Genomic DNA, 19,899 nt, shown 5'->3' on the forward strand with positions numbered 1-19,899 from the left:
CCTCGCCGCGCGGCCCCGGCGGCCTCGCCTCCGCAGGCGACTCCTGGACGATCTCGTTCGACGACCCGCCGGCGCCGAGCAAGGCCGACGACCGCGCCGGCACGCGCAAGGAGCCCGCCGGGCCCGAACCCGCGGCAGGACGTCTCGAGGCCATCACGCGCAAGGAACCCGCCGGACCCGAACCCCCTCCGGCCCGCCGAGACGGCCGCGCCATCACCCGCAAGGACCACGGACAGGAACCTGTCGCGCTCCGCCACGATCCCTTCGCCCGCAACGAGCCCGTGGAGCCCGAACGCCTGGTGCTCCGCCAGGACGCCATCACTCGCAAGGAGCCGTCCGGGCCGCAACCGTCCTCGCTGCGCCAGGACGCCATCACCCGCAAGGAGCCCTCGGGCCCGCAACCGTTCTCGCTGCGCCAGGACGCCATCACCCGCAAGGACCCCACCGGCCCCGAGCCCGACGACAGGACCCGCACCGGTCCCATCCGTCCGCTCGCCGGCAAGACCGGCCGCACCGCCGTCAGCGGCCGGATCTCCACGCGCAGCAGCAGCTCGAACGTCAACGCCGAGGGCAAGCAGGTCCGCCTGTTGCCCGGCCGCCGCGTGCCCGGGACCCGCTACCGGCTGATCCGCTGGCTCGGCGAGGGCGGCATGGGCGTCGTCTACGAGGCCGAGCACGAGGACATCGAGCGCCGCGTCGCCCTCAAGATCCTCCGCCCCGAGGCCAGCGAGGACCCGCAGCAGGCCGCCCACTTCCGCGACGAGGCCCGCGCCGCCAGCCGGATCGGCTCGCCCAACATCGTCGAGATCTTCGACTTCGGCGAGCTGCCCGACGGCCGCCTGATGTTCGCGATGGAGCTGCTGAACGGCCACGGCCTCGACAGCGAGCTCGACAAGTGTCCCATGGACCAGGCGCGGATGATCGGGATCTTGCGCCAGGTCTGCAAGGGGCTGGCCGCGGCGCACGAGGTCGGGATCATCCACCGCGACGTCAAGCCCGACAACATCATCCTGGTCAGCCACAGCGGCAAGGCCGACTGGGTCAAGGTCGTCGACTTCGGGATCGCCACCGTCCACGCCGAGACCGACGCCGGGGCCGCCGGCACGCCGCACTACATGGCCCCGGAGCAGGTGCTGGGCCAGAGCTTCGACGGCCGCCTCGACATGTACTCGTTCGGCTGCACGGCCTACGAGCTGCTGGTCGGCAAGCCGCCGTTCGTGGCCCCGACGATCGAGGAGATCCTCGAGAACCAGCTGACGCAGACGCCGACGCCGCCCTCGGAGCTGTGCCCGCCGGGCGCGGTCCACCCGGCGCTCGAGGCGGTGATCCTGCGCTGCCTCGAGAAGGAGCCGGCGCGGCGCTTCCGCGACATGCGCGACGTCGAGGCCGCGCTGTGCGAGGCCCAGATCGCCGCCGGCCTGCACACCGCCTACGACGACCTGCCGCTGCCCGACGTCGACCCCGACCGCTACGAGCGGCTGCGCCGCGACATGCCGCAGCCCGGGGTGATCAAGCAGCGCCGCCGCTGGCTGTGGCCGACGATCGCCGGGGCCAGCACGGTCGCCGCGCTCGGCCTCGGGCTCGCGCTGTGGAACCTGCGCAAAGAGCCAGCGCCCGAAGAACAGGTCCTTGTGGACAGCCTCGTCAACGAGGCGCGGGCCGCCGGTGCGCGCGCCCACTGGGTCTACCCGCCCGAGAGCGAGCCCGACCGCACGGCGCTGATCAAGGTGCACGCGCTCGAGGAGGTGCGCGGCACGGCCCGCTCGCTGGCCCGCGGCAAGGCCGGCGACCTGCGGCAGGAGTTCGCGCAGACGCTGGTCCGCCTCGGCGACCAGTACTGGGAGATGGACGGCGGCAAGCCGTTCGCCCGCGACTACTACATCCAGGCGGTCCTGTTCGACCCCGACGACCTCCGCGCCCGCGAGCGCTCCGGCGTGACCCCGGGCTTCGTCCTCGACCTCGAGGAGCGGGCCCTCACCGGCGGCTTCACCCCGGCCGAGCTGCGCAACACCGGGGTGCTGGTGGCCCTCGCCGAGCAGGACACCGACAAGCGCGACCAGGCGCTGCTCGACCTCGTCGACGGCGAGGACAACACGTCGCTGGTGATCGCCGCGTCGGCCGAGAAGCTGGTCCAGTCGACGCAGGCGCGCCCGGGCCGGCGCCCGAAGGCCGAGGCCGCGCGCCCGCCGACGCCCGCCGACGCCACCAGCCCGCCCGCGACGACGACCCCCGCCGAGCCCGAGCCGCTCGCCGCGCCCGGCAAGGCCGCCCCGACCACCAAGCGCGACAGCAAGCGCTCGACGACGCTGGCCGCCGACGCCCGCGCGGCGCTGGCCGCCGGCGACCGCAAGCAGGCCGAGACGCTCTACCACCAGGCCCTCGCCGCCGACAACCGCAACGCGGCCGCGCTGATCGGCCTGTCCGACCTCGAGTTCGACCGCGGCGCCCACCAGCGCGCCGCCGACTACGCCGAGAAGGCGATCGCCGCCGCGCCCAAGACCGCGGCCTACCGCCTCAAGCTCGGCGACGCCTACTTCAAGCTGCTCCGCTACGCCGACGCCCGCAACGCCTACGAGAAGGCCAAGGACCTCGGCTCCCGCGAGGCCGACGAGCGCCTGACCAAGCTCAAGGCCAAGCTCGGCAAGTAGCGGTCCGAAGGAGCATGTCCAAACGGGCATGCTCGAAGTAACATGCTCGATCGGGCATGTCCGACAGGACACGCCCATGCGCCGGGCCCGCGCTCAGCCGGTCTTCACCCGCCGCACGAACACGGTGAAGCTCTGCGTGTCGTGGCAGCACGTGTTGTACAGCGCGTCGGCGACATCGATGACGTAGCTCTCGCCGGCCCCGGCGGCGATCTCGCCGCGCTGGGCGGTGAACAGGCTCAGCGGCGGCTGGCCCTCGAGCTCGAAGTCCAGCCGGTACGAACGCTGCGCCATGTCCAGGCCCATCGGCCCGCACACGGCCTCCGGCGCCACCGTGAGCGGCTGGAAGATCTCCGACTTGAGCGGCCCGCCCAGCGCGAGCCCGGCCGCCCACAGCTTGTCGTCGTCGACCCCGCGCAGCTGAAACTCCCGCTCCGCGGTCACGTCGAGGTCCTCGTAGCGCGAGTGCAGCGTCAGCGCGTCGCCGACCGCCCAGGCCACCTCGCCCTCGGCCGCGACCGGCAGCTTCAAGGTCACCGCGACCGGCGCGCCCGCATCGTCGCACGACATCGAGGTGATCGACTTGCCCATCTCGGTGGTCACCGCGTCGATCGTGCAGGGCACCACGAATTCGTGCGACTTCCACTCGCCGTCGAGCAGGACCTCGAAGACGTCGTACGGCGCGTACTCGGCCTCGCCGCACTCCGCCGGCACGCCCTCGGTGGGCTGGTCGTTCGTATCGGTCGCCGGCCCGCCGGTCGCCTCGGTGTCGCTGTCGGTCTCGCCCTTCTCTCCGCCGCAGGCGAGCGGGCCTGCGAGGAGCAGCGCGAACAGGGAAGAGCTCAAGCCAAGATCAAAACGCATGGCCGCGGTGTACCACGCGGCCTCGGACCGGCAAAGCCGCCGAACCCGCGCGCGCGCGAGAATTTCGCGCTCAGGGTCGCCCCGTTCCGGCCGACGTGAAGCCCTTGTGCGCCGACATTCGCGGCGTCACTCGAACACTCAGGGTCGCCCCGTTCCGGCCGACGTGAAGCCCTCGCGCGCCGGCATTCGCGGCATCACTCGAACGCTCAGAGTCGCCCCCGTCATGGCGGACGGGAAGCTCTCGCGCGCCGACATTCGCGGCGTCACTCGAACGAGATGTCTCATCGGGCATGCACCGAGTCGGCGAGGAGCCGGTCGTACGGCCGCTCTCGACCCGCACGCCTCTCGGCTCCGCGGTCGCGCGGCGACCCGCTCGTCCCTCGCCCCCGAGACGCGACCGCGCGGACCCGTCGCCGTCGACGGAGCCGCTGGACCCGCCCACGCCTCGCCAGTCGGACGCGCAGCGACCTCGCCGTGGCGAGGCCCGCGTCGGCAGCAGCAAGGACGCCGCTCGTCGCCGCGACGCCGCGTCGCGCCCGGTCCGCAGCACGCGGCCCCTCGCGCGCAGCAGTTTGCCCTTCCGCACGCCCCGCGGCCGGGCCGCGCCGGCCGGTCGCGCGGCCCGCTGCTACACTCCGCGCGTGTCCGCAGCACCGGCCTCGTGGCTCGTCGTGCGCCGCCTCGGCGGTCTCGTCCGCTTCAGCCACACCATCTTCGGCCTGCCGTTCGCGCTGGCCGCGGTCGCCCTCGCCCACCGCCACGCCCTCTCGCACGGCGGCCCGGGCCTCGACGCCGGCCGCCTGGCGCTGATCGTCCTCGCCTTCACCGCCGCTCGCACCGCGGCGATGGGTTTCAATCGGATCGTCGACCGCCGGATCGACGCCGCCAACCCACGGACGGCCATGCGCGAGCTGCCGGCCGGGCTGGTCTCGCTGCGCGCCGCCACGGCGCTGACCGTCGGCTCGGCCCTGGCGTTCCTCGCCTTCGCCTGGCTCTTGGGACCTGTCCCCTTGTTGCTGGCCCCCGGCTGCCTGGCCGTCGTCCTCGCCTATAGCCTTTTCAAGCGCTTCTCGTGGTCGGCTCACCTGGTGCTCGGCGTGGCGCTGGCGCTCGCGCCCGGCGGCGCGTGGGTGGCCGTCACCGGCGACCTCGCCGCGCCTGCCACCCCGCTGTGGCTGATGCTCGCGGTCGCCACCTGGGTGGCCGGCTTCGACATCCTCTACAGCCTGCAGGACGAGCAGTTCGACCGCGACCAGCGGCTACACTCGATCCCCGTCCGCTTCGGCACCGTCGGCGCGCTGGTGTTCAGCGGCGTGCTCCACGTCGGCACCGTCGCCGCGCTGCTCGCCGTGCACCTGCGCGAGGGCCTCGGTCTGGCCCACGCGGTCGGCGTGGCGCTGATCGCCGCGATCCTCGTCTACGAGCACGCGATCGTCCGCCCCGGCGACCTCAGCCGCATCGACAAGGCCTTCTTCGACCTCAACGGCTACATCAGCATGGCCTACCTCGCCTGCGCGCTGGTGGCGACGCTGGCCGGCTGAAGCCATGAAGAAGCCGGCGCGCGGCAACGGCCCGCCGCCGCGCTTCCGCGAGCTCCGCGACCGCGAGCCGCAGGCCGAGGCCCCCGCCGCCAGCTCGCTCCTCCTGGTCGTATGCCCGCGCTGCGAGGGCTGCGCGCGGCTGGTCCGCCGCCACGAGGGTCGCTGCCGGAGCCGCCACGACCGCCTCCATTGCGCCTGCGGGGCGATCCAGGACGACCCGCCGCTCCGCTGGTGGCTGCAGACGCCGTGCTGCGGGCACGTGCTGTGGGCCACCGGGCCGGACCTCGCGCTGCTCGCGGACTACGTCCGCAGCACGCTGCGCGAGCGCCTGCGGCTCCGCCTCGGCGACCGCCGCACGATCGCCCGCCGCCTGCGCCGCATGCTGCCGAAATCCGCCGAGTCGAGACAATCATAGGATGCTCCATGGGACATGTGCCGACATTCGTACCCGGTCGGCGCGAACGTCGGCACGCATGCGTGAGGCCGGGGATGAGCAAAGAGCCAGTCAGCGCGGCGGAGGCGAGCCGACTGCTCCGAGGCATGAGCTCCGAAGTTCCGGTCTGCGTGTCGTCGCTGCGATCGCCGCGGCCGCCTGCCATGCCGAGCGCGAGATGCCCGGTCACGGCCTCGCGGTCCTCGTGACGAGGACCGCCGCTCTGCGAACCCGTCCGGCAACCCGCGGACGGGAGATCGCGCGGGCGCGACCGCCCCGACGCCGGAGCGGTCGCGCCGAGCTACGGCCGTCAGATGAGCCCGCAGAAGCCGAACCCGGCGTAGATGTCGCCGTCGCAGAACAGCGCGCCGCCGAGGTGGCAGGCCGCCTCGCAATGCGCGATCAGGTCGGCCTGGCACGACGCGAACTCGTGGAAGCTGCAGTCCTCGCCGAGCTCGAGCAAGCAGGCGGCCTCGACGGCGACCGGCGAGCACGCGGCCATGCACTCCGCGCCCAGGGCCACCTCGCAGTCGACGTCGACGCCGAGGCCCAGATCGAGGCAGATGTCGATGTCGAGGTCGAGGTCGACGTCGACGTCGAGGTCGACGTCGAAGCACGCGTCGAGGTCGAGGTCGATGTCGAGGCCGAGGCCCAGGCCGCCGAGGCAGACGTCGGCGCCGACGAACACGCCGTCGCAGAACAGCGCGCCGCCGGCCTCGATCTCGGCCTCGCAGTGGGCCGTCATGTCGGCCACGCAGGCGATGAACGCGTCGAGGCCGCAGTCGAGCCCGAGCTCGGCGATGCACGCGGCCTCGACGCTGAGCGGGTTGCAGTACAGCGCGGCGTCGACGTCGGTGACCAGCGCGCAGTCGGCCCCGAGCCCGACGTCGATGTCGAAGCAATCGCCGAGGTCGAGGTCGAGCCCGAGGTCGATGTCGACATCGATGCCGAAGTCGAGGTCGAGCCCTCCCCAGCCACAGCTGCCCTCACACCCGTGCGTCTGCGGAGGTTCGGGCGCGGCCACGGTGGAAGAAGCGGTGAACGCGAAGATGGCGAAGAACGAGGAGATCGCGAGGGACATGACAGCCTTCCTTTCAAGACATCGGCGAGTTCGCTGGTAGATGGGGTCTACGCGGCGGTTTGTCGCGTCGCCGCAGAGAAGCCCGCTGGCGACATTGCGGGCTAACCATGGTGTGGTCGATGACCCGAGCAACCGAAAAAATGCGCTCGATGGATTGACCGGGAGCCACGAAACCCGCGTGTGACGCGAGATACACCCGCCTCTCGCGCCTCCGGGGCCTTTTCGCCGAACCCGCGGCAGGACCGAGTGCAACGATGAATACACCTCGCCGAGTCCGGTCGCACGCGGGCGAGGGGCGGTACACGCGCGATTCGCAGAGGCCCGCCGGCGGGTCCAGAACGGCTGCGCACTGCCGATCTGCGGGCTTGCGTCGATTCGTCGTCGCCGCTGTAGGCGACCGTGCGCGGCCTCGAGTTCGCCCCACCGAACTGGCAGTTTTCATCGCCTCGGTGGCAGTCTCGCCGGCCGCAATTTCGGCCCAAGAGCCGCCGCCGACGCCTCGTGGGCCCGTGGAGGCGCATGGGCCCGCTCGGCGACGCCTGGGGATCTCCGGCGGCCACGCCGCGGTCCTGCCGAAAGCACTGTGATGATTTGCCGGCTGTCGCGGGTGAATGTGCAGAGTCGACCGCGAATCGATGGAATCACGGCTGAGCCCGCCCCGGTCCCGTCGCTCCGCGACCTGCTGTCAGTTCACGAGCCTCCGACCGGCGAATGACGACGGTCGGAGGGTATCGACACATGTCGCATGGAACATGTTCTCGCGCCCGCGCGCGTCACGGCCGGCGCAGCACGAACTCGCGCTCGAGCGCGGCGCCGTTGCGCACGATGCTCAGGGCCAGGCGCCCGCGGTTCAGCACGCCGTCCAGGTCCCACGCGAACTCCGGCGCGGTCGTGGCGGTGCCGTCGACGGCGACGATCCGGTCGTGGCTGCGCAGGTCGAGCCGGCGCATGACGTCGCTGTTGTGCGCGTTCATCACGAGGAAGCCGCTGAACTCGCCGTCCTTCATGGTCGGCATGAACCACGCGCCCTCGAGCAGCGCCACCGGCTCGATCTCGCCGACCAGCGCGGCCGGGACGACCTCGCAGCGGGCGTGGTCGTAGGTGCACGTGACCGCCTCGGCGAGGCTCGGCACATACGGCACGACCGTGCCCCCGGCGAATTCGAGGTAACCGCGCTCGACCGGCGTGCGCGTGTCGGGCTCGCCGGTGCTGGCCCGGCGCGCCGCGGCGGCGCCCTCGACGTCACCGGCGAACTCGCGCGCCTGCGCCAGCTGTTCGGCGAGCCAGGCCCGCGTGCCCCTGTCGGTCTCGTGGCGCAGCGCGGCCGCGAAGTCGTCGACCGCCTGCGCGATCGCCTGGCACGCGCCGGAATTCGGCGCGGAGGCCTGGCAACCCCCCGGGTCGACGTGGCGGGCGTGCGCCGCCGCGAAGACCGCCAGATCGACCGCCAGCCGGCGCCGCAGCCGGTGGTCCGCGGGCAACTTCGCCAGCTCGCGGCGCAGGTTGTCCCACGCGATCACGCGCTCGTGATCGCTGTGCGGACCGGCCTCGAGCAGCTCCGCCACGCCGGCCCACGCCCGCGCGGCGACGTCGGCGAATCCGGCCGCGGCGCTCCGCTCGGCGGCCGCCCGCAGCTGCTTGAGCGCGAGGACTCGCCGCGGCGGCGGGTATTCGAGGTACAGCACCGTCTCGCCGGTCCGCGGGTCGGAGAAGCTGAAGCTGCTCGGCTCGTCGGAGCCCTGGGGCACGCTCTGGATCGTCCCGGCGACGTCGAGCTCGAGGTCGAGGCGCGGATCGCCGAGATTGCGCGACGTCATGAACGCGGCGAAGCCCTCGCCCATCTCGGCGAGTCGGGCCGAGCGGAGGGCCCGCGGCGCGTAGCCGCCGGCGACCAGGAGCCGCCCCCGCCAGCCGGCGCGACGCGTCGGCGCGAGGCCCTGGCTGGTGAGCGTGTTGTAGGCCGACGGCTCGACGCAGTCGGCGACGTCGGGCAAGAACTCGGGCGCGAACCCGACCAGCTTCGCGCTCTCGCGGGCACCCTCCTCGACGACGGTCAAGAGGTCGTCGAGCGCCTGCAGGCGATCGGCCAGGCACGTCCGCGTCCAGTTGATGTTGACCCTGCCGGTCGGCGGCACGGCCTGGACCTCGCGCCAGCGCGCCGCGTAGGCGTCGAGGGCGACGAGCAGCGCGTCGACCTCCTCGCGCGCCTGCGGCAGCTTCCACTGCAGCGCCCGCGCCCGGTCCGGGTGCCACACCTTCGTCATCTCTTCGCCGAGGGCAAGCCCCGCGAACCTCGGGCTGTCGGTCACGGGCGCGACCGCCGGATCACTCGACTCCGCAGGTGTCCCAAAGTACATGAGCGCCGCCCCACCGACCGCCAGCGCGCCGAGCAGCCCGTACCACGACCGCTCCTCACGCACGCGCGCCAGCTCGGCCAGCAGCGCGTCCATGGTCGCGAAGCGCCGCTCGGGGTCGACCTGCAGCCCGCGCTCGAGCACCGCCTGCAGCCGCCGCGGCACCGGTCGGGCCGGCTTCACCAGCGCCCCGCGCTGGAACGCCTCGCACAGCTGGGCCAGGTTGTCGCCGCGGAACGGCCGGTGGCCGTGCAGCGCCTCGAACAGCACCACACAGAACGCGAACTGATCGCTGCGCGCGCTGGCCTGACCGCCCGCGAGCTGCTCCGGGGCCATGTACGCCGGCGTGCCGAGGACCGCGCCGGTGCGCGTCATCGGCTCGGCCAGCGCGGCCCCGTGCTCGTCGGCGGTGCGCTCGACGTCGGCGAGCGCCTCCTCGCCGAGCCGGGCGAGCCCGAAGTCGGAGATCCGTATGCGCCCGCCGCCGACGAGGACGTTGGCCGGCTTGAAGTCGCGGTGGACCAGCCCGGCCGCGTGGGCCGCCGCCAGACCGCGGCCCGCCTGCACGAGGACCTCGAGGACCTCGGCCCAGCGCCGCGGCGCCGCCCGCAGCCAGTCGCCGAGAGTCCCGCCGCCCTCGTACTCCATGGCGATCCACACCTGGCTGGCGTGCACGCCGGCGTCGTAGACCGCGAGGACGTTCGGGTGCTGCAGCCGCGCCATCGCCTGCGCCTCGCGCAGGAGCCGCTGCTGGGCCGCGGGCCCGAGCTGGGCCGGGTGCAGCAGCTTGAGCGCGACCGTGCGGTCGAGCTGCGGGTCGCGGGCCGCGTAGACCACGCCCATCCCGCCGGCGCCGACCACCCGCAGCACCTGGAAGCGCCCGATCGTGCTCGGCTCGTGCGGCTCGTCGAACAGCGACGCCGCGATCTGACGCCGGATCTGCTCGAGCGGGTGGAGGAGGAGGTTCGCGGGCGCGGGCGACGACGGGTCGAGGGGCATGGAGACGGCGGTCATGGCGGGCTCTCTCCCGCGACGTTCCACGAGGATGCCGATCGGTCATGACCGACGACGATTTTTTTTCACCGCCCGCCCGGGCCCCCGACTACCATCGCCGCGTGGAGTCCGACGAGGCGCTCCTGGCCGCCTGGCGCGGCGGCGACCGACGCGCGGGCAGTCGCCTGTTCCAGCGCCACTTCGAGCCGATCGCGCGCTTCTTCTACGGCAAGGTCCAGACGGGCGTCGAAGACCTCGTGCAGCGCACCTTCCTCGGCCTGGTCGAGCGCAGCGAGCACATCCCGGCCGGGGTGCCGGTCCGCGCCTACCTGTTCGGGATCGCGCGCAACATCCTCATGCGTCGCTTCCGCGAGCAGTACCGCGACGGGGTGTTCGACGGCGAGACGGTCTCGGTCGCCGACCTCGGCGAGTCGCCGAGCGCCCTGGTCGACCGCCGCGAGCACCTGCAGCTCCTCTATCAGGCGCTGCGGTCGCTGCCGCTCGAGCTGCAGATCGTCGTCGAGCTGTTTTACTGGGAGAAGTACAGCGCGCCCGAGATCGCCGCCGCCCTGGGCGTGCCCGAGACGACGATCCGCGGCCGCCTCCGCCGCGCCCGCGAGCTGCTCGGCGAGTCGCTCCACCGCCTCGCCCCCGCGCCCGAGCTGGCGGCGGCGACCCTGCAAGACCTCGAGCGCTGGGCCGACGAGCTGCGCGACCGCCTCGGCCGCGGTTGAGCCGTGAAGAATTTTTTAGGACATGTTCTTTATAACATATCCATATGAACATTGCCATTTGCACATGTTCCGGGACGCGGTCGACGGCCGGTGATCGTGACAGTGCCCTTGCGGGAGGTCGTCCCGGGCGGCCGGTCCATATGCCAGCGTCCGGGCGCTCCCGCGATGTTCGCGGGCGTCCGCGGCCGTTCATGACGTTGCTCGCGGCGGTCGTCCGCTCCGGCTACTGCCAGTCGGCCCTGCCATCACGTCGCGGGGGTCCACGCGGATCACGGCAGCCCGTCCGGACGTCGGCCGCGCTGCCCGCCGCGTGCAGGGCCGCGTTCGCCTGCGTCTGCGCGCACATGTAAGCGATGGCCGATCGCCCGTGCGGCGCGCGTGCGACCTCTGCCGCCGCCGCTCGCTCGCGCCGGGCCGCGACGGCGACGGCCTGCGTCAGCGATCGCTGCGGCAGGCGATCACGGGCCTTGCGAGCGTTGCATCGCCTCCGCCGGCGGGTCATCGATCTCGCATGGTCTGCGTGCAACGTCCGTCGGGGGTGTCCGTCCTGGTCGCGTCATTCGTGGTCTCGCTCGCCGGGACCGCGTGGGCCCGCGCCGATCATTTCGCCGAGCCGACGCTCGTGTCGCGCGGGTTCGCGGCCGACGACGGCTGGCGCGCCGGCAGGAACCCGCGCGTCCTGGCCGACGTGAACGGCGACGGGTGCGACGACCTGATCGGCTTCGCCGATCACGGGGTCGTCGTCGCGCTGTCGACGTTCAGCGCCGCGACCGGGCCCGCGCTCGGCGAGCCGCGGCTGTGGCTCGACGCCTTCGGCCACGACGCCGGCGGCTGGCGCGACGATCGCCACCTCCGCCTGCTCGCCGACGTCGACGGCGACGGCCTGCACGACGTCGTCGGCTTCGGTGACGACGGGGTGATCGTCGCGGTCTCGCTCGGCGACCGCCTCGCCGCGCCCGAGCGGTGGAGCGACGAATTCGCCGGCGACGCGTGGGGCCTCGACCGGCACCCGCGCTTGCTCGTCGACGTCGACGCCGACGGCACGCTCGACATCGTCGGCTTCGCGGACGACGGCGTCCGGGTCGCGCGCGGCAGCGGGCGCGACTTCCTGCCGGCGACCCGGGCCGTCGCCGCGTTCGCCGACGGCGAGTGGCAGGTCGAGCTGCACCCGCGCATGCTCGCCGACGTCAGCGGCGACGGCCTGCCGGACATCGTCGGTATCCACGACGCCGGCGTGTTCGTGTCGCTGGCGACCGCCGACGGGTTCACGTCGCCGGCGCAGTGGCTCGACGCGCTCGGCACCGAGGACGGCTTCGAGTCGCAGGACCGGTTCCCGCGCGTGCTCGCCGACGTCGACGGCGACGCCCACGCCGACATCGTCGCCTTCGCCGGCGGCGGCGTGTTCCTGGCCCGCTCGACCGGCGAGGGCTTCGCCGGGCCCGAGCTGGTGCTGCCTGAATTCAGCCGCGACCACGGCGGCTGGGCCTCGCGCAGCGTCCCGCGCCTGGTCGCGGACGTCGACGACGACGGCCGCGCCGACATCGTCGGCTTCGCCGACCCCGGCGTGTTCGTGTCGCTCTCGACCGGCGAGGGCTTCGGCGCGCCGTCCCCGTGGGTGTGGAGCTACGGCCGCGACCGCGGCTGGCAGGTGCCCCGCCACCCGCCCCTGCTCGGCGACCTCGACGACGACGGCCAGCTCGACGTCGTCGGCCTGTTCGACGACGGCGTGTGGGTCGCGCTCGCGCGGCCCACGAGGCTCTTCCTGGTCGCAACGACGGGCTTACGCTGGTAGGATGAGACGTGTCCCACGAGCCCAGCGAGGAAACTTCAGAGCCGAACCAGGACTCGAGTTCGGCGGCGGACCGCGCGCAGATTCAGCGCTTCGTCGTCTCCAACTTTCGCAGCCTCGGCAAGGACGTGTCGGTCAACCTCGGAGCACTTACCGTGCTGGTCGGGCCCAACGGTTCCGGGAAGAGTAACGTGGTGGATGCGTTGCACTTCATCCGTGACTGCATGGTGATGGGGCTTGGCGGCGCGATCAACGACCGCAATGGTATCGAGACCTGCCGGCGTTGGAACCGTTCCCATGGGGGACACCCTTACAACGTCTCGTTCCGCCTAGAATTGCTGTTGCCAGGCGGGCCGGCGAGTTACGAGTTCGAACTTACCGGCTCGACCGTGGCCGAATACCGGATCAAGTCCGAACGCGCGGTGATACGCGGCGGTGACGAACTGACATTGCACGTCTCGGACGGCAAGCTGCTCAAAGCTCCCGACGGGCTCGCGCCGGCGGTTGATGATCAGAACTTGACCTTGCCGCTCGTCGGCGGCGATCTGCGTTTCCGACCGCTGTTCCAGGCCCTACGCAGCATCGCCGTGTATTCGATCTACCCAAACACTCTCCGTCGACCCCAGCAGTACAGTGCCGTCAAGCCCATGGCCAAGCACGGCGAGAACTGGGTCTCCATCCTTAAAGATCAGGTCGAGGAGACCTGGAAACCAGATCTTATCGCCGCACTGAACAAGCTCACGGGCGATATCGCCGACATAGACATTGTCCGCGCCGCTGGCTACCTCGTGGTCCGCTTTCGTCGCCGAATCGAGAAGAAGAAGTCGAGTGCTGAGAAATGGTTCGATGCCAACCAGGAGTCGGACGGCACGTTGCGAGTCGCCGGGATCATCACTGCGCTGTTGCAGGACCCTGCCGTCCCTGTGATCGCCATCGAAGAACCCGAGCTTACCGTACATCCCGGTGCCATCCCCCTCGTCGCGGACTTCCTCCAACAGGCCAGTCATCGCTCGCAGGTGATCGTGACCACGCACAGCCCGGAGTTGCTCGACTGCGTGGATGCCTCGACGATCCGAGTCGTCAGCCGAAGTCCCGAGCGCGGCACTGCCGTAAGCCCCATGGCAGCGTCTCAACGAGACGTCGTGCGGCGTGGGCTGTTGTCGCTCGGTGAGGTCTTACGTCTGGAAGGTTTTCAGACCGAGCTCCCTTTGGCTGCAAGCGCCGGGGAGGACTGACCTCATGCCGGCATTCCTCGTCGTCGAGGGGCACGGTGAGCTCGAGGCGGCCCACAACCTACTCGTACGGCTGACCCAGGATCTGGGCTACGCCCTGCATTGGAGCCAACCGCGCCGATTCCCGAACCTCCATCTCGAACGCGGGATCCGGAAAGCGGCTGAGGTCATCCGCGTCCAGCAAAACGTCGACGCCCTGCTGATCCTCCGCGACGAAGACGACCGTTGTCCGGCGAAGACGGGTCCCGAGCTCGCCAGCTGGTTGCGAGCGCTGCGCCTTCCGTTTCCAGCGGCCGCGGTCATGTTCTGCCGCGAGTACGAGACCCTCTTCCTGCCCTGCGCTCACCTTATGGCCGGTAAACCGCTGCGGGGCAACGCGACCGAACGCCCAGGTCTCGTGGCCGGAACTCGCTTCGAGGGCGATCCGGAAGCAATCCGGGGTGCGAAGGAGTGGTTGTCGCGCCACTTCCCAAAAGGTTCGAGCTACAAGCCGACCCTGGATCAACTGCCGATGACCCGCATGCTCTCTTTCGATCGCTTGCGAGAATGTCGTCTGCCATGCTTCGGTACATTGGAACGGGCGCTGGCGTTCCTCGTGGACTCTCGCGGGTGCGGAGGCGCCGTCTACCCGCTCGATGCCGGGTAGGCTTCGTCGCCTGGTGCCCGAACATCAGGACATGTCCTGACAACCATGTTCTAGAACGCATCTACTGCGCCCGCGCGCCGGACGGGGCCGCGGCCAGCGCGCGCGGCGTCGGCACGTCGGCGAGCGAGTGCAGGGCGAAGTCGATCGCCACCGACACCGTGTCGCTGGGGCCGGCCGGGAAGCCGCGGGTGTGGAAGCGGACGATCCCGCGGCGGTCGAAGATGATGACCACGGGGGCGGCGAGGTAGTCGAAGATCGACTCGCGGATGTCGGCGGCGGAGTTCTCGAGGCCGACGGTGTTGCCGTTGTCGGGCGACGACGACAGCTGGAAGATCGGGATGAAGCCGTTGGGGCCGGGGTCGGCGGCTGCGCGGACGTTGTCGCGGAAGGCCGGCTCGGCGCGGAAGTCGGTCACGAAGTAGGTGTCGACCCCGGCGGCCGCGAGCTCGTCGCTGAACCTCTGCAGGTGGGCGTACACCGCGGGCAGCAGGGCCAGCGAGGCGCGGCGCTCCTCGATCATCGATGGCACCTCCCAGATCACCAGCAGCGCGGCGCGGCCGTACAGCTCGCGGCCGGTGACGAAGCCGCGCGGCTCGTCGGCGCGGTAGAAGCGGATCGCCGGGATCGCGTGGCCGAACAGCTTGCTGCGGGCCCAGTCGGGCGCGCGGTCGAGGGCGTCGGCGCCGACGGTGAACATCGGCGGCGCGGCGGCGATCGGCGGCAGCCGCTCGTTGGGCCTGGCGACGATCGTGACCTCGCGGATCTCGTCGCCGCCGTACTTGGCGACCTGCAGCTTGAGCGGCGCGTCGCGGGCCAGGTCGATCTGATCGATCTCCGCCCCGCTCGAGACCGGGCGGCCGTCGATTGCGAGGATCCGGTCGCCCCGCTTGATCTCCTCGCAGCCGACCTCGCAGCCGTGGTTGTACGCGACCCACACGCCGCCCGGCGCCAGCACGCTGTGCGCGGGCGGGGGGCGCGGCGGGTTGAGCTCGGGGCCGCAGGCACAGAGGCCGATCGACAGGGTCAGGGTGGAGAGCAGGGAGCGCTGCACGGCGTGTCCTTTGCTCCTCTCAGCATTGCCCGCGATTCGGGCCGGCGCCAGGAAATTATGAATATTCTGTCATAAACGCGTTCACGCGCGCGGCGAGGCTCACAGGCCGCGGGCGCGCGCGTGTTCGCGCCGGGCGGCTCACGCTCGAGCAGTCAGCTCGGGCTCGTGGGCCCGTGTCGGCTTGCGATCGAGCTCGGGGATCAGCTGGCCGACCAGGCGGATGCTCTTCATCACCTGCTCGTGGGACAGCTGGCCGACCTGCTGGAAGCACATCAGGCGGTCGATGCCCATGTCGGCGTAGACCTGCATCTTGCGCAGGCAGGTCTCGGGGCTGCCGACGATCAGCGAGTCCTGCTCGGCGAGCGCGTCGTAGACCTCCTCGGGCGGCACGTCCTCGCCCTGCATGATGCGGCCGATGACGATCTGGGCCCGGTTGACGCGGCCGCTGCGGGCCTTCTGGTCGTCGAGGAACTGGCCGAGCAGCGCGCTGCCGGCCGGGTCCTTGAGCCGCTTCTCCTGCTCGGCGGCCTGCTGCAGGAACTGCTCCTTGGCCTCGAAGAAGGTGAACGAGCGGTTGGTGTACCACGCGGCCGCCGTGGCGGCGCCGTTGCGCATGGCCTCCTCGTCGGTGTCGGCGCAGTGGACGAAGGTGAAGAACGCGACCTTGTCGTTGATGAACTCGCCGACCGGGCGCTTGCACTCCGCGATCGCCTTGCGATAGAGGCCGATCCACGCCTTGACCTGCTCGGGCGGCGCCCACAGCGTGACGCCGAGCGCGCCGACGCCGTTGCGGCCGGCCTGCTCGAACGAGGCCGGCGAGGAGCAGGCCTGCCACAGCGCCGGGTGCGGCTTCTGCAGCGGCTTGGGCACGATCGGCACGTCTTTGATGTCGAAGTACTGGCTCTTCCACGAGAAGCGCTCTTGCGTCCACATCTTCGGGATCATCTCGAACGCCTGCTGCATCTGCTCGCGGGCCTCGTCGGCGGCGATGTTGAAGGTGCGCCACTCGGGGATGGTCGAGCGCGCGAGGCCCAGCTCGACGCGGCCGTTGCTCAGGTGGTCGAGGTACGCGGCTCGCTCGGCGATCCGGATCGGGTGGTTGAAGCGGTACGGCGCCAGCGCGGCCGAGTGGCCGAGGCGGAGGTTCTTCGTGTGCTGCGAGATCGCCGTCAGCAGGATCTCCGGCGCCGACGACAGGCTGAACTCTTCACCGCCGTGGTGCTCGACCTGCCACCAGGTCCCGTATCCCATCTCGTCGGCCAGCTTGGCCTGCTCGAGCGCCTCCATGATCCGGAGGTGCTCGTGATCCGGCGTCCACGGCCTCGGGTCCTGAATTTCGGTGAAGATGTCCAACTTCATCGCTAGCCTCCTCGTCCCCCGCGGGAATAGTGAAGGGCCAGCATAGCGGTCACGTGTCCGGTTGCCATGGTCGAGCCCGCTGGAGACGTGTGACTGCAATCGCGCGAGCACGGGGAGGCGCGAATAAAGACACGACGTCTCTCCGATGAATCGCGGGACATCCACTAGGATGATTGCGCAGGAGCGACTCCTGCGATTCGCCGACGGGGCCGTCGACCCTCATGCGGTCGATCGACGGCAGCGCCGGCGGGACGATGTTCAACGGCGACGGCGTCGCAACACGACGAGGCCGCCGAGGGCGAGGATCGCCGCGCCGAGGTCGCCCGCCCCCTGATTGCAGCCGCAGCCGCCTTCCTTGTCACCACCACCGCCGGTGGCCGAGTCGGTGTCGGTGTCGGTGTCCGTGTCGGTCACGGTGAACACGGGCCCGCCGGGGCCGGTGGTCGGGTCGTCGGTCTCGAGCATGCAACTCGGGCTGCAGCCGTCGCCGGCCTGGAGGTTGCCGTCGTCGCAGGCCTCGACGCCGCTGACGATGCCGTCGCCGCAGGTGCCCTGGGTGCTCGAGCCGGTGCCGACGACGCACAGCTCGTCGATGTTCCAGCCGCCGAACTCGAGCGCCTCGTCGCCCTCGAGGATGAACTCGAGCTGGACCTGTCCGTTCGCCACGAACGGGGTGAGGTCGATGTCCTGGAAGCGCCACTCGCCGTCGAGGTGGTTGACGTTGCCGTCGCCGCCGGCGGAGTTCATCCACACCTCCTCGCCGTTGACGAGCACGAGCGCCTGGTCGAACGTCGCGTCCTCGACCTCGAGCCAGCGGTGCATCTGCAGGCGCACCGTGCTGTGGCCGCTCACGTCGATCACCGGCCCGAGCATGTGGCTCTCGAGGAAGCTCTCGTAGGTGCCGGGCGGCGCCAGGCCGTTGCCGGCCACGCCGCTGCCGTTGAACGCGCTCGCCGGGTCGGGGCCGCCGGCGGGCGGGCCGAACGCCCAGTCGCCGTTGAGCGACCAGCCCTGGGCGCCGGGGCCGTTCTCGAAGCTCTCGCAGAAGATGTTGGTGACCGGGCCGAGGTAGAGCTCGTAGGTGTCGTCGGCCGGGTTCTTGGGGAACACCACCGTCGTGCCGCCCTGCAGCAGGAGGCGGACCTGGTACTCGAGCACCTTGCCGTCGCCGACGTTGGGCATCACGCCGCTGAAGCCGCCCTGGCTGGCCGTCATCTGGACCATGCCGCTCTCCTGCTCGCCGCGCACGCGCCAGTGCAGCTCGGCGCCGAGCGGGTTGAGGTTGAGGCACACTTTCTGCTGGCCCGACACGACCAGGTCGACGAGCACGCCGTCGGGCGTGGGCGCGCTGGTGAGGACCTCGGCGGCCACGGCCGCCGGCCCGACGAGGCCGTGGGCGTCGAAGGCGACGTTGATCTCGCACTCGTTGGGCGTGCCGTTGCCGAGGTCGCCGTCGTCGTCGTCGGCTAGCAGGACCTCGGGGTACATCGTCGGCATGTCGGTCGCGCGGCGGATCGCCTCGAACCACAAGCGATTGACGTGCGTGACCCCGGGCCCGGCGCCGAGCTTGTTCCGCAGCGCCTTGCGCAGGTCCCACAGCGCGCCGCCGATGATGCGACCGCCGTCGTGGATCTCGCCGTTGTCCTCGGGGAAGTGCCACTCGGAGCCCTGCGGGTCGAGCTCGCGCAGCGGCGCGTCGCTGCCGTTGAAGAAGCCGGGCGCGACGCCCGACGAGTCGGTGATGGTCGCGCTCAGGAAGTCGGAGATGCCCTCGGACAGCGCGCCGTCGGGGAAGCCGACGCCGGGGATGATGCCCTGGAAGTGCACGTTGTGGCCGAACTCGTGGTAGACGACGTCGGCGATCCGGCCCGAGTTCTGGCACTGCGCGTCGGAGCGGAAGAAGTTGATCGTCTCGCCGTCGGCGAACGCGTTGCAGACGTCGTTGATGTTGACGATCGCCGGCATCTGCTGGTCGAGGAACGCGAAGTCGGGGGCGATCGCGCGGACGACCTGCTTGACCCGGTCGGCGTGGACGTAGGTGGTGAGCTGGGCGTCGAGGAACTCGTCGGTCGAGGCGGTCCAGGTCACCTGACCACCTGGCGGAAGGACCAGGTTGGTGGCCGCGGGCGCGCCGGCCTCGCTGGCGACGGCGACGAACGAGCCGGCGACGGTGGTGGCGACGTTGGCCGGGCCGCCGTCGGCGAAGCTGACGGCGCCGGTGATCGAGGTGACCGTCGGGGCGCCGTTGACGAGCACGCCGAGGTTGGCCGCCGCGAACTCGAGCCGCTGACCGGTGGGCCCGCGCACCGGCGCGTTGATCTTGAGGTTGCCGGAGGCGAACCGCAGCAGCTGCTCGCGCGCGACCGGCTCGCCGGTGGCGGCGTCGACGTAGACGGCCCAGCGACCGATCGGCGCGGTGGCGTCGACGGTGACGCGCAGGACCTCGCGGTAGCCGCGGACGCGCTCGTCGTCGACGAGCGGGAGGATGAAGGGGCCCTCGACCGCGCCCGCGCCGGCGCTGCCCGCCTCGCGGGCGATCCACTCGCGGGCCCGCTCGCGCGCGACGGCGTCGGCGACCGGGCTGTCCGTGAGGACAGCCTTGACCTTCGGCAGCGCCTCGGAGCCGATCATCGCCAGCCGCCCGCCCTTGAAGCGGAAGCTGACCTGACCGCCGATCACCGGGCGGCCGTGGTAGTGCTGGGCGAAGCCGAGGCTGTGGATGCCGGAGGAGACGTCGTCGCCGACCAGCACGAAGTCGGCGGCGTCGCTGCCGGGGGCCAGGAGGTCGAGGTGGCGACCGAGCAGCTCCTCGGCGCTGCGCAGCTCGAGGGCTCGGCTCGAGATGGCCCTCGGGACAGCTCCCTTGAGGCCCCAGATCCGCAAGGGCACGCCGGTCGCGGCGTCCCACATGACGTCGCCGGGGTCGAGCGCGGCGGCGAGGCGGCGATAGGCCGCGCGAGCCGCCGGCGGCGCGTCGTGGATCACCGCGCGGGACGATCGGGCGGTCATGCCGGCGGACCCGGCCGCGAGCTCGAAGCCCGCTCGCTTGCCTGCCGGTGGCACCAACGCCTGCGCCGCGTCGGGCGCGAGCCAGCAGAGCGCTGTCACGATCGTCGCCGAGAGACCACCCGCAGCAATATTCTTTAAACGCACATTACTCGCTTACGCGCTCCGCAT

13 protein-coding genes are annotated in these 19,899 nt (G+C 71.4%); 7 read left to right on the forward strand and 6 right to left on the reverse strand.

What is annotated here, in order from left to right:
• Positions 1-2,648, forward strand: a 2,648-nt coding sequence (locus K7C98_RS35885) for a protein kinase domain-containing protein (RefSeq protein WP_224196380.1), incomplete at its 5' end; no start/stop codon positions are given.
• A gap of 93 nt (positions 2,649-2,741) precedes the next feature.
• Here the strand turns inward: K7C98_RS35885 and K7C98_RS35890 are convergent.
• Positions 2,742-3,509 carry a hypothetical protein gene (locus tag K7C98_RS35890; protein WP_224196381.1) on the reverse strand — a complete coding sequence of 256 codons (768 nt, stop codon included), beginning with the start codon at positions 3,507-3,509 and terminating at the stop codon, positions 2,742-2,744.
• A gap of 641 nt (positions 3,510-4,150) precedes the next feature.
• On the opposite strand from K7C98_RS35890, the gene K7C98_RS35895 reads away from it, so the two are divergent.
• Positions 4,151-5,050: a UbiA-like polyprenyltransferase gene (locus tag K7C98_RS35895; protein WP_224196382.1), complete on the forward strand. Its 900-nt coding sequence runs from the start codon at positions 4,151-4,153 to the stop codon at positions 5,048-5,050.
• A gap of 4 nt (positions 5,051-5,054) precedes the next feature.
• The gene (locus tag K7C98_RS35900; protein WP_224196383.1) at positions 5,055-5,465 is read left to right on the forward strand and encodes a hypothetical protein; all 411 of its coding nucleotides are present in this window, start codon (positions 5,055-5,057) and stop codon (positions 5,463-5,465) included.
• A gap of 328 nt (positions 5,466-5,793) precedes the next feature.
• Here the strand turns inward: K7C98_RS35900 and K7C98_RS35905 are convergent, their stop codons facing one another.
• Together K7C98_RS35905 and K7C98_RS35910 are read right to left on the reverse strand one after the other, a co-directional pair.
• Positions 5,794-6,564 carry a hypothetical protein gene (locus K7C98_RS35905; RefSeq protein ID WP_224196384.1) on the reverse strand — a complete coding sequence of 257 codons (771 nt, stop codon included), beginning with the start codon at positions 6,562-6,564 and terminating at the stop codon, positions 5,794-5,796.
• A 773-nt stretch (positions 6,565-7,337) separates the two neighbouring features.
• Positions 7,338-9,932 (reverse strand): serine/threonine-protein kinase, encoded by a 2,595-nt coding sequence (locus K7C98_RS35910; RefSeq protein WP_224196385.1) that lies wholly within the window; start codon positions 9,930-9,932, stop codon positions 7,338-7,340.
• Positions 9,933-9,976: 44 nt separating this feature from the next.
• Here K7C98_RS35910 and K7C98_RS35915 point away from each other — a divergent pair, with 44 nt between their 5' ends.
• From K7C98_RS35915 to K7C98_RS35930, 4 genes are all read left to right on the forward strand, one after another.
• Positions 9,977-10,645, forward strand: coding sequence for an RNA polymerase sigma factor (locus K7C98_RS35915; RefSeq protein WP_224196386.1), 669 nt, complete (start codon positions 9,977-9,979; stop codon positions 10,643-10,645).
• A gap of 520 nt (positions 10,646-11,165) precedes the next feature.
• The gene (locus K7C98_RS45205) at positions 11,166-12,437 is read left to right on the forward strand and encodes an FG-GAP-like repeat-containing protein (RefSeq protein ID WP_224196387.1); all 1,272 of its coding nucleotides are present in this window, start codon (positions 11,166-11,168) and stop codon (positions 12,435-12,437) included.
• 8 nt (positions 12,438-12,445) lie between these two features.
• Positions 12,446-13,669, forward strand: coding sequence for an AAA family ATPase (locus tag K7C98_RS35925; protein ID WP_224196388.1), 1,224 nt, complete (start codon positions 12,446-12,448; stop codon positions 13,667-13,669).
• A gap of 4 nt (positions 13,670-13,673) precedes the next feature.
• On the forward strand, positions 13,674-14,312 hold the full coding sequence (locus K7C98_RS35930) for a DUF4276 family protein (protein ID WP_224196389.1): 639 nt from the start codon (positions 13,674-13,676) through the stop codon (positions 14,310-14,312).
• 61 nt (positions 14,313-14,373) lie between these two features.
• Here K7C98_RS35930 and K7C98_RS35935 read toward each other — a convergent pair whose 3' ends face one another.
• The 3 genes from K7C98_RS35935 to K7C98_RS45210 form a co-directional block, all read right to left on the reverse strand.
• Complete coding sequence (locus K7C98_RS35935; protein ID WP_224196390.1) at positions 14,374-15,363, reverse strand: hypothetical protein; 990 nt, start codon at positions 15,361-15,363, stop codon at positions 14,374-14,376.
• A gap of 138 nt (positions 15,364-15,501) precedes the next feature.
• On the reverse strand, positions 15,502-16,722 hold the full coding sequence (locus K7C98_RS35940; RefSeq protein WP_224196391.1) for an LLM class flavin-dependent oxidoreductase: 1,221 nt from the start codon (positions 16,720-16,722) through the stop codon (positions 15,502-15,504).
• Positions 16,723-16,980: 258 nt separating this feature from the next.
• Positions 16,981-19,830 carry a DUF4215 domain-containing protein gene (locus tag K7C98_RS45210; protein WP_224196392.1) on the reverse strand — a complete coding sequence of 950 codons (2,850 nt, stop codon included), beginning with the start codon at positions 19,828-19,830 and terminating at the stop codon, positions 16,981-16,983.
• Between the last annotated feature and the right edge of the window lie 69 nt (positions 19,831-19,899).

Source organism: Nannocystis pusilla, from assembly GCF_020073745.1.
In the GTDB taxonomy this organism is placed as follows: domain Bacteria; phylum Myxococcota_A; class Polyangia; order Nannocystales; family Nannocystaceae; genus Nannocystis; species Nannocystis radixulma.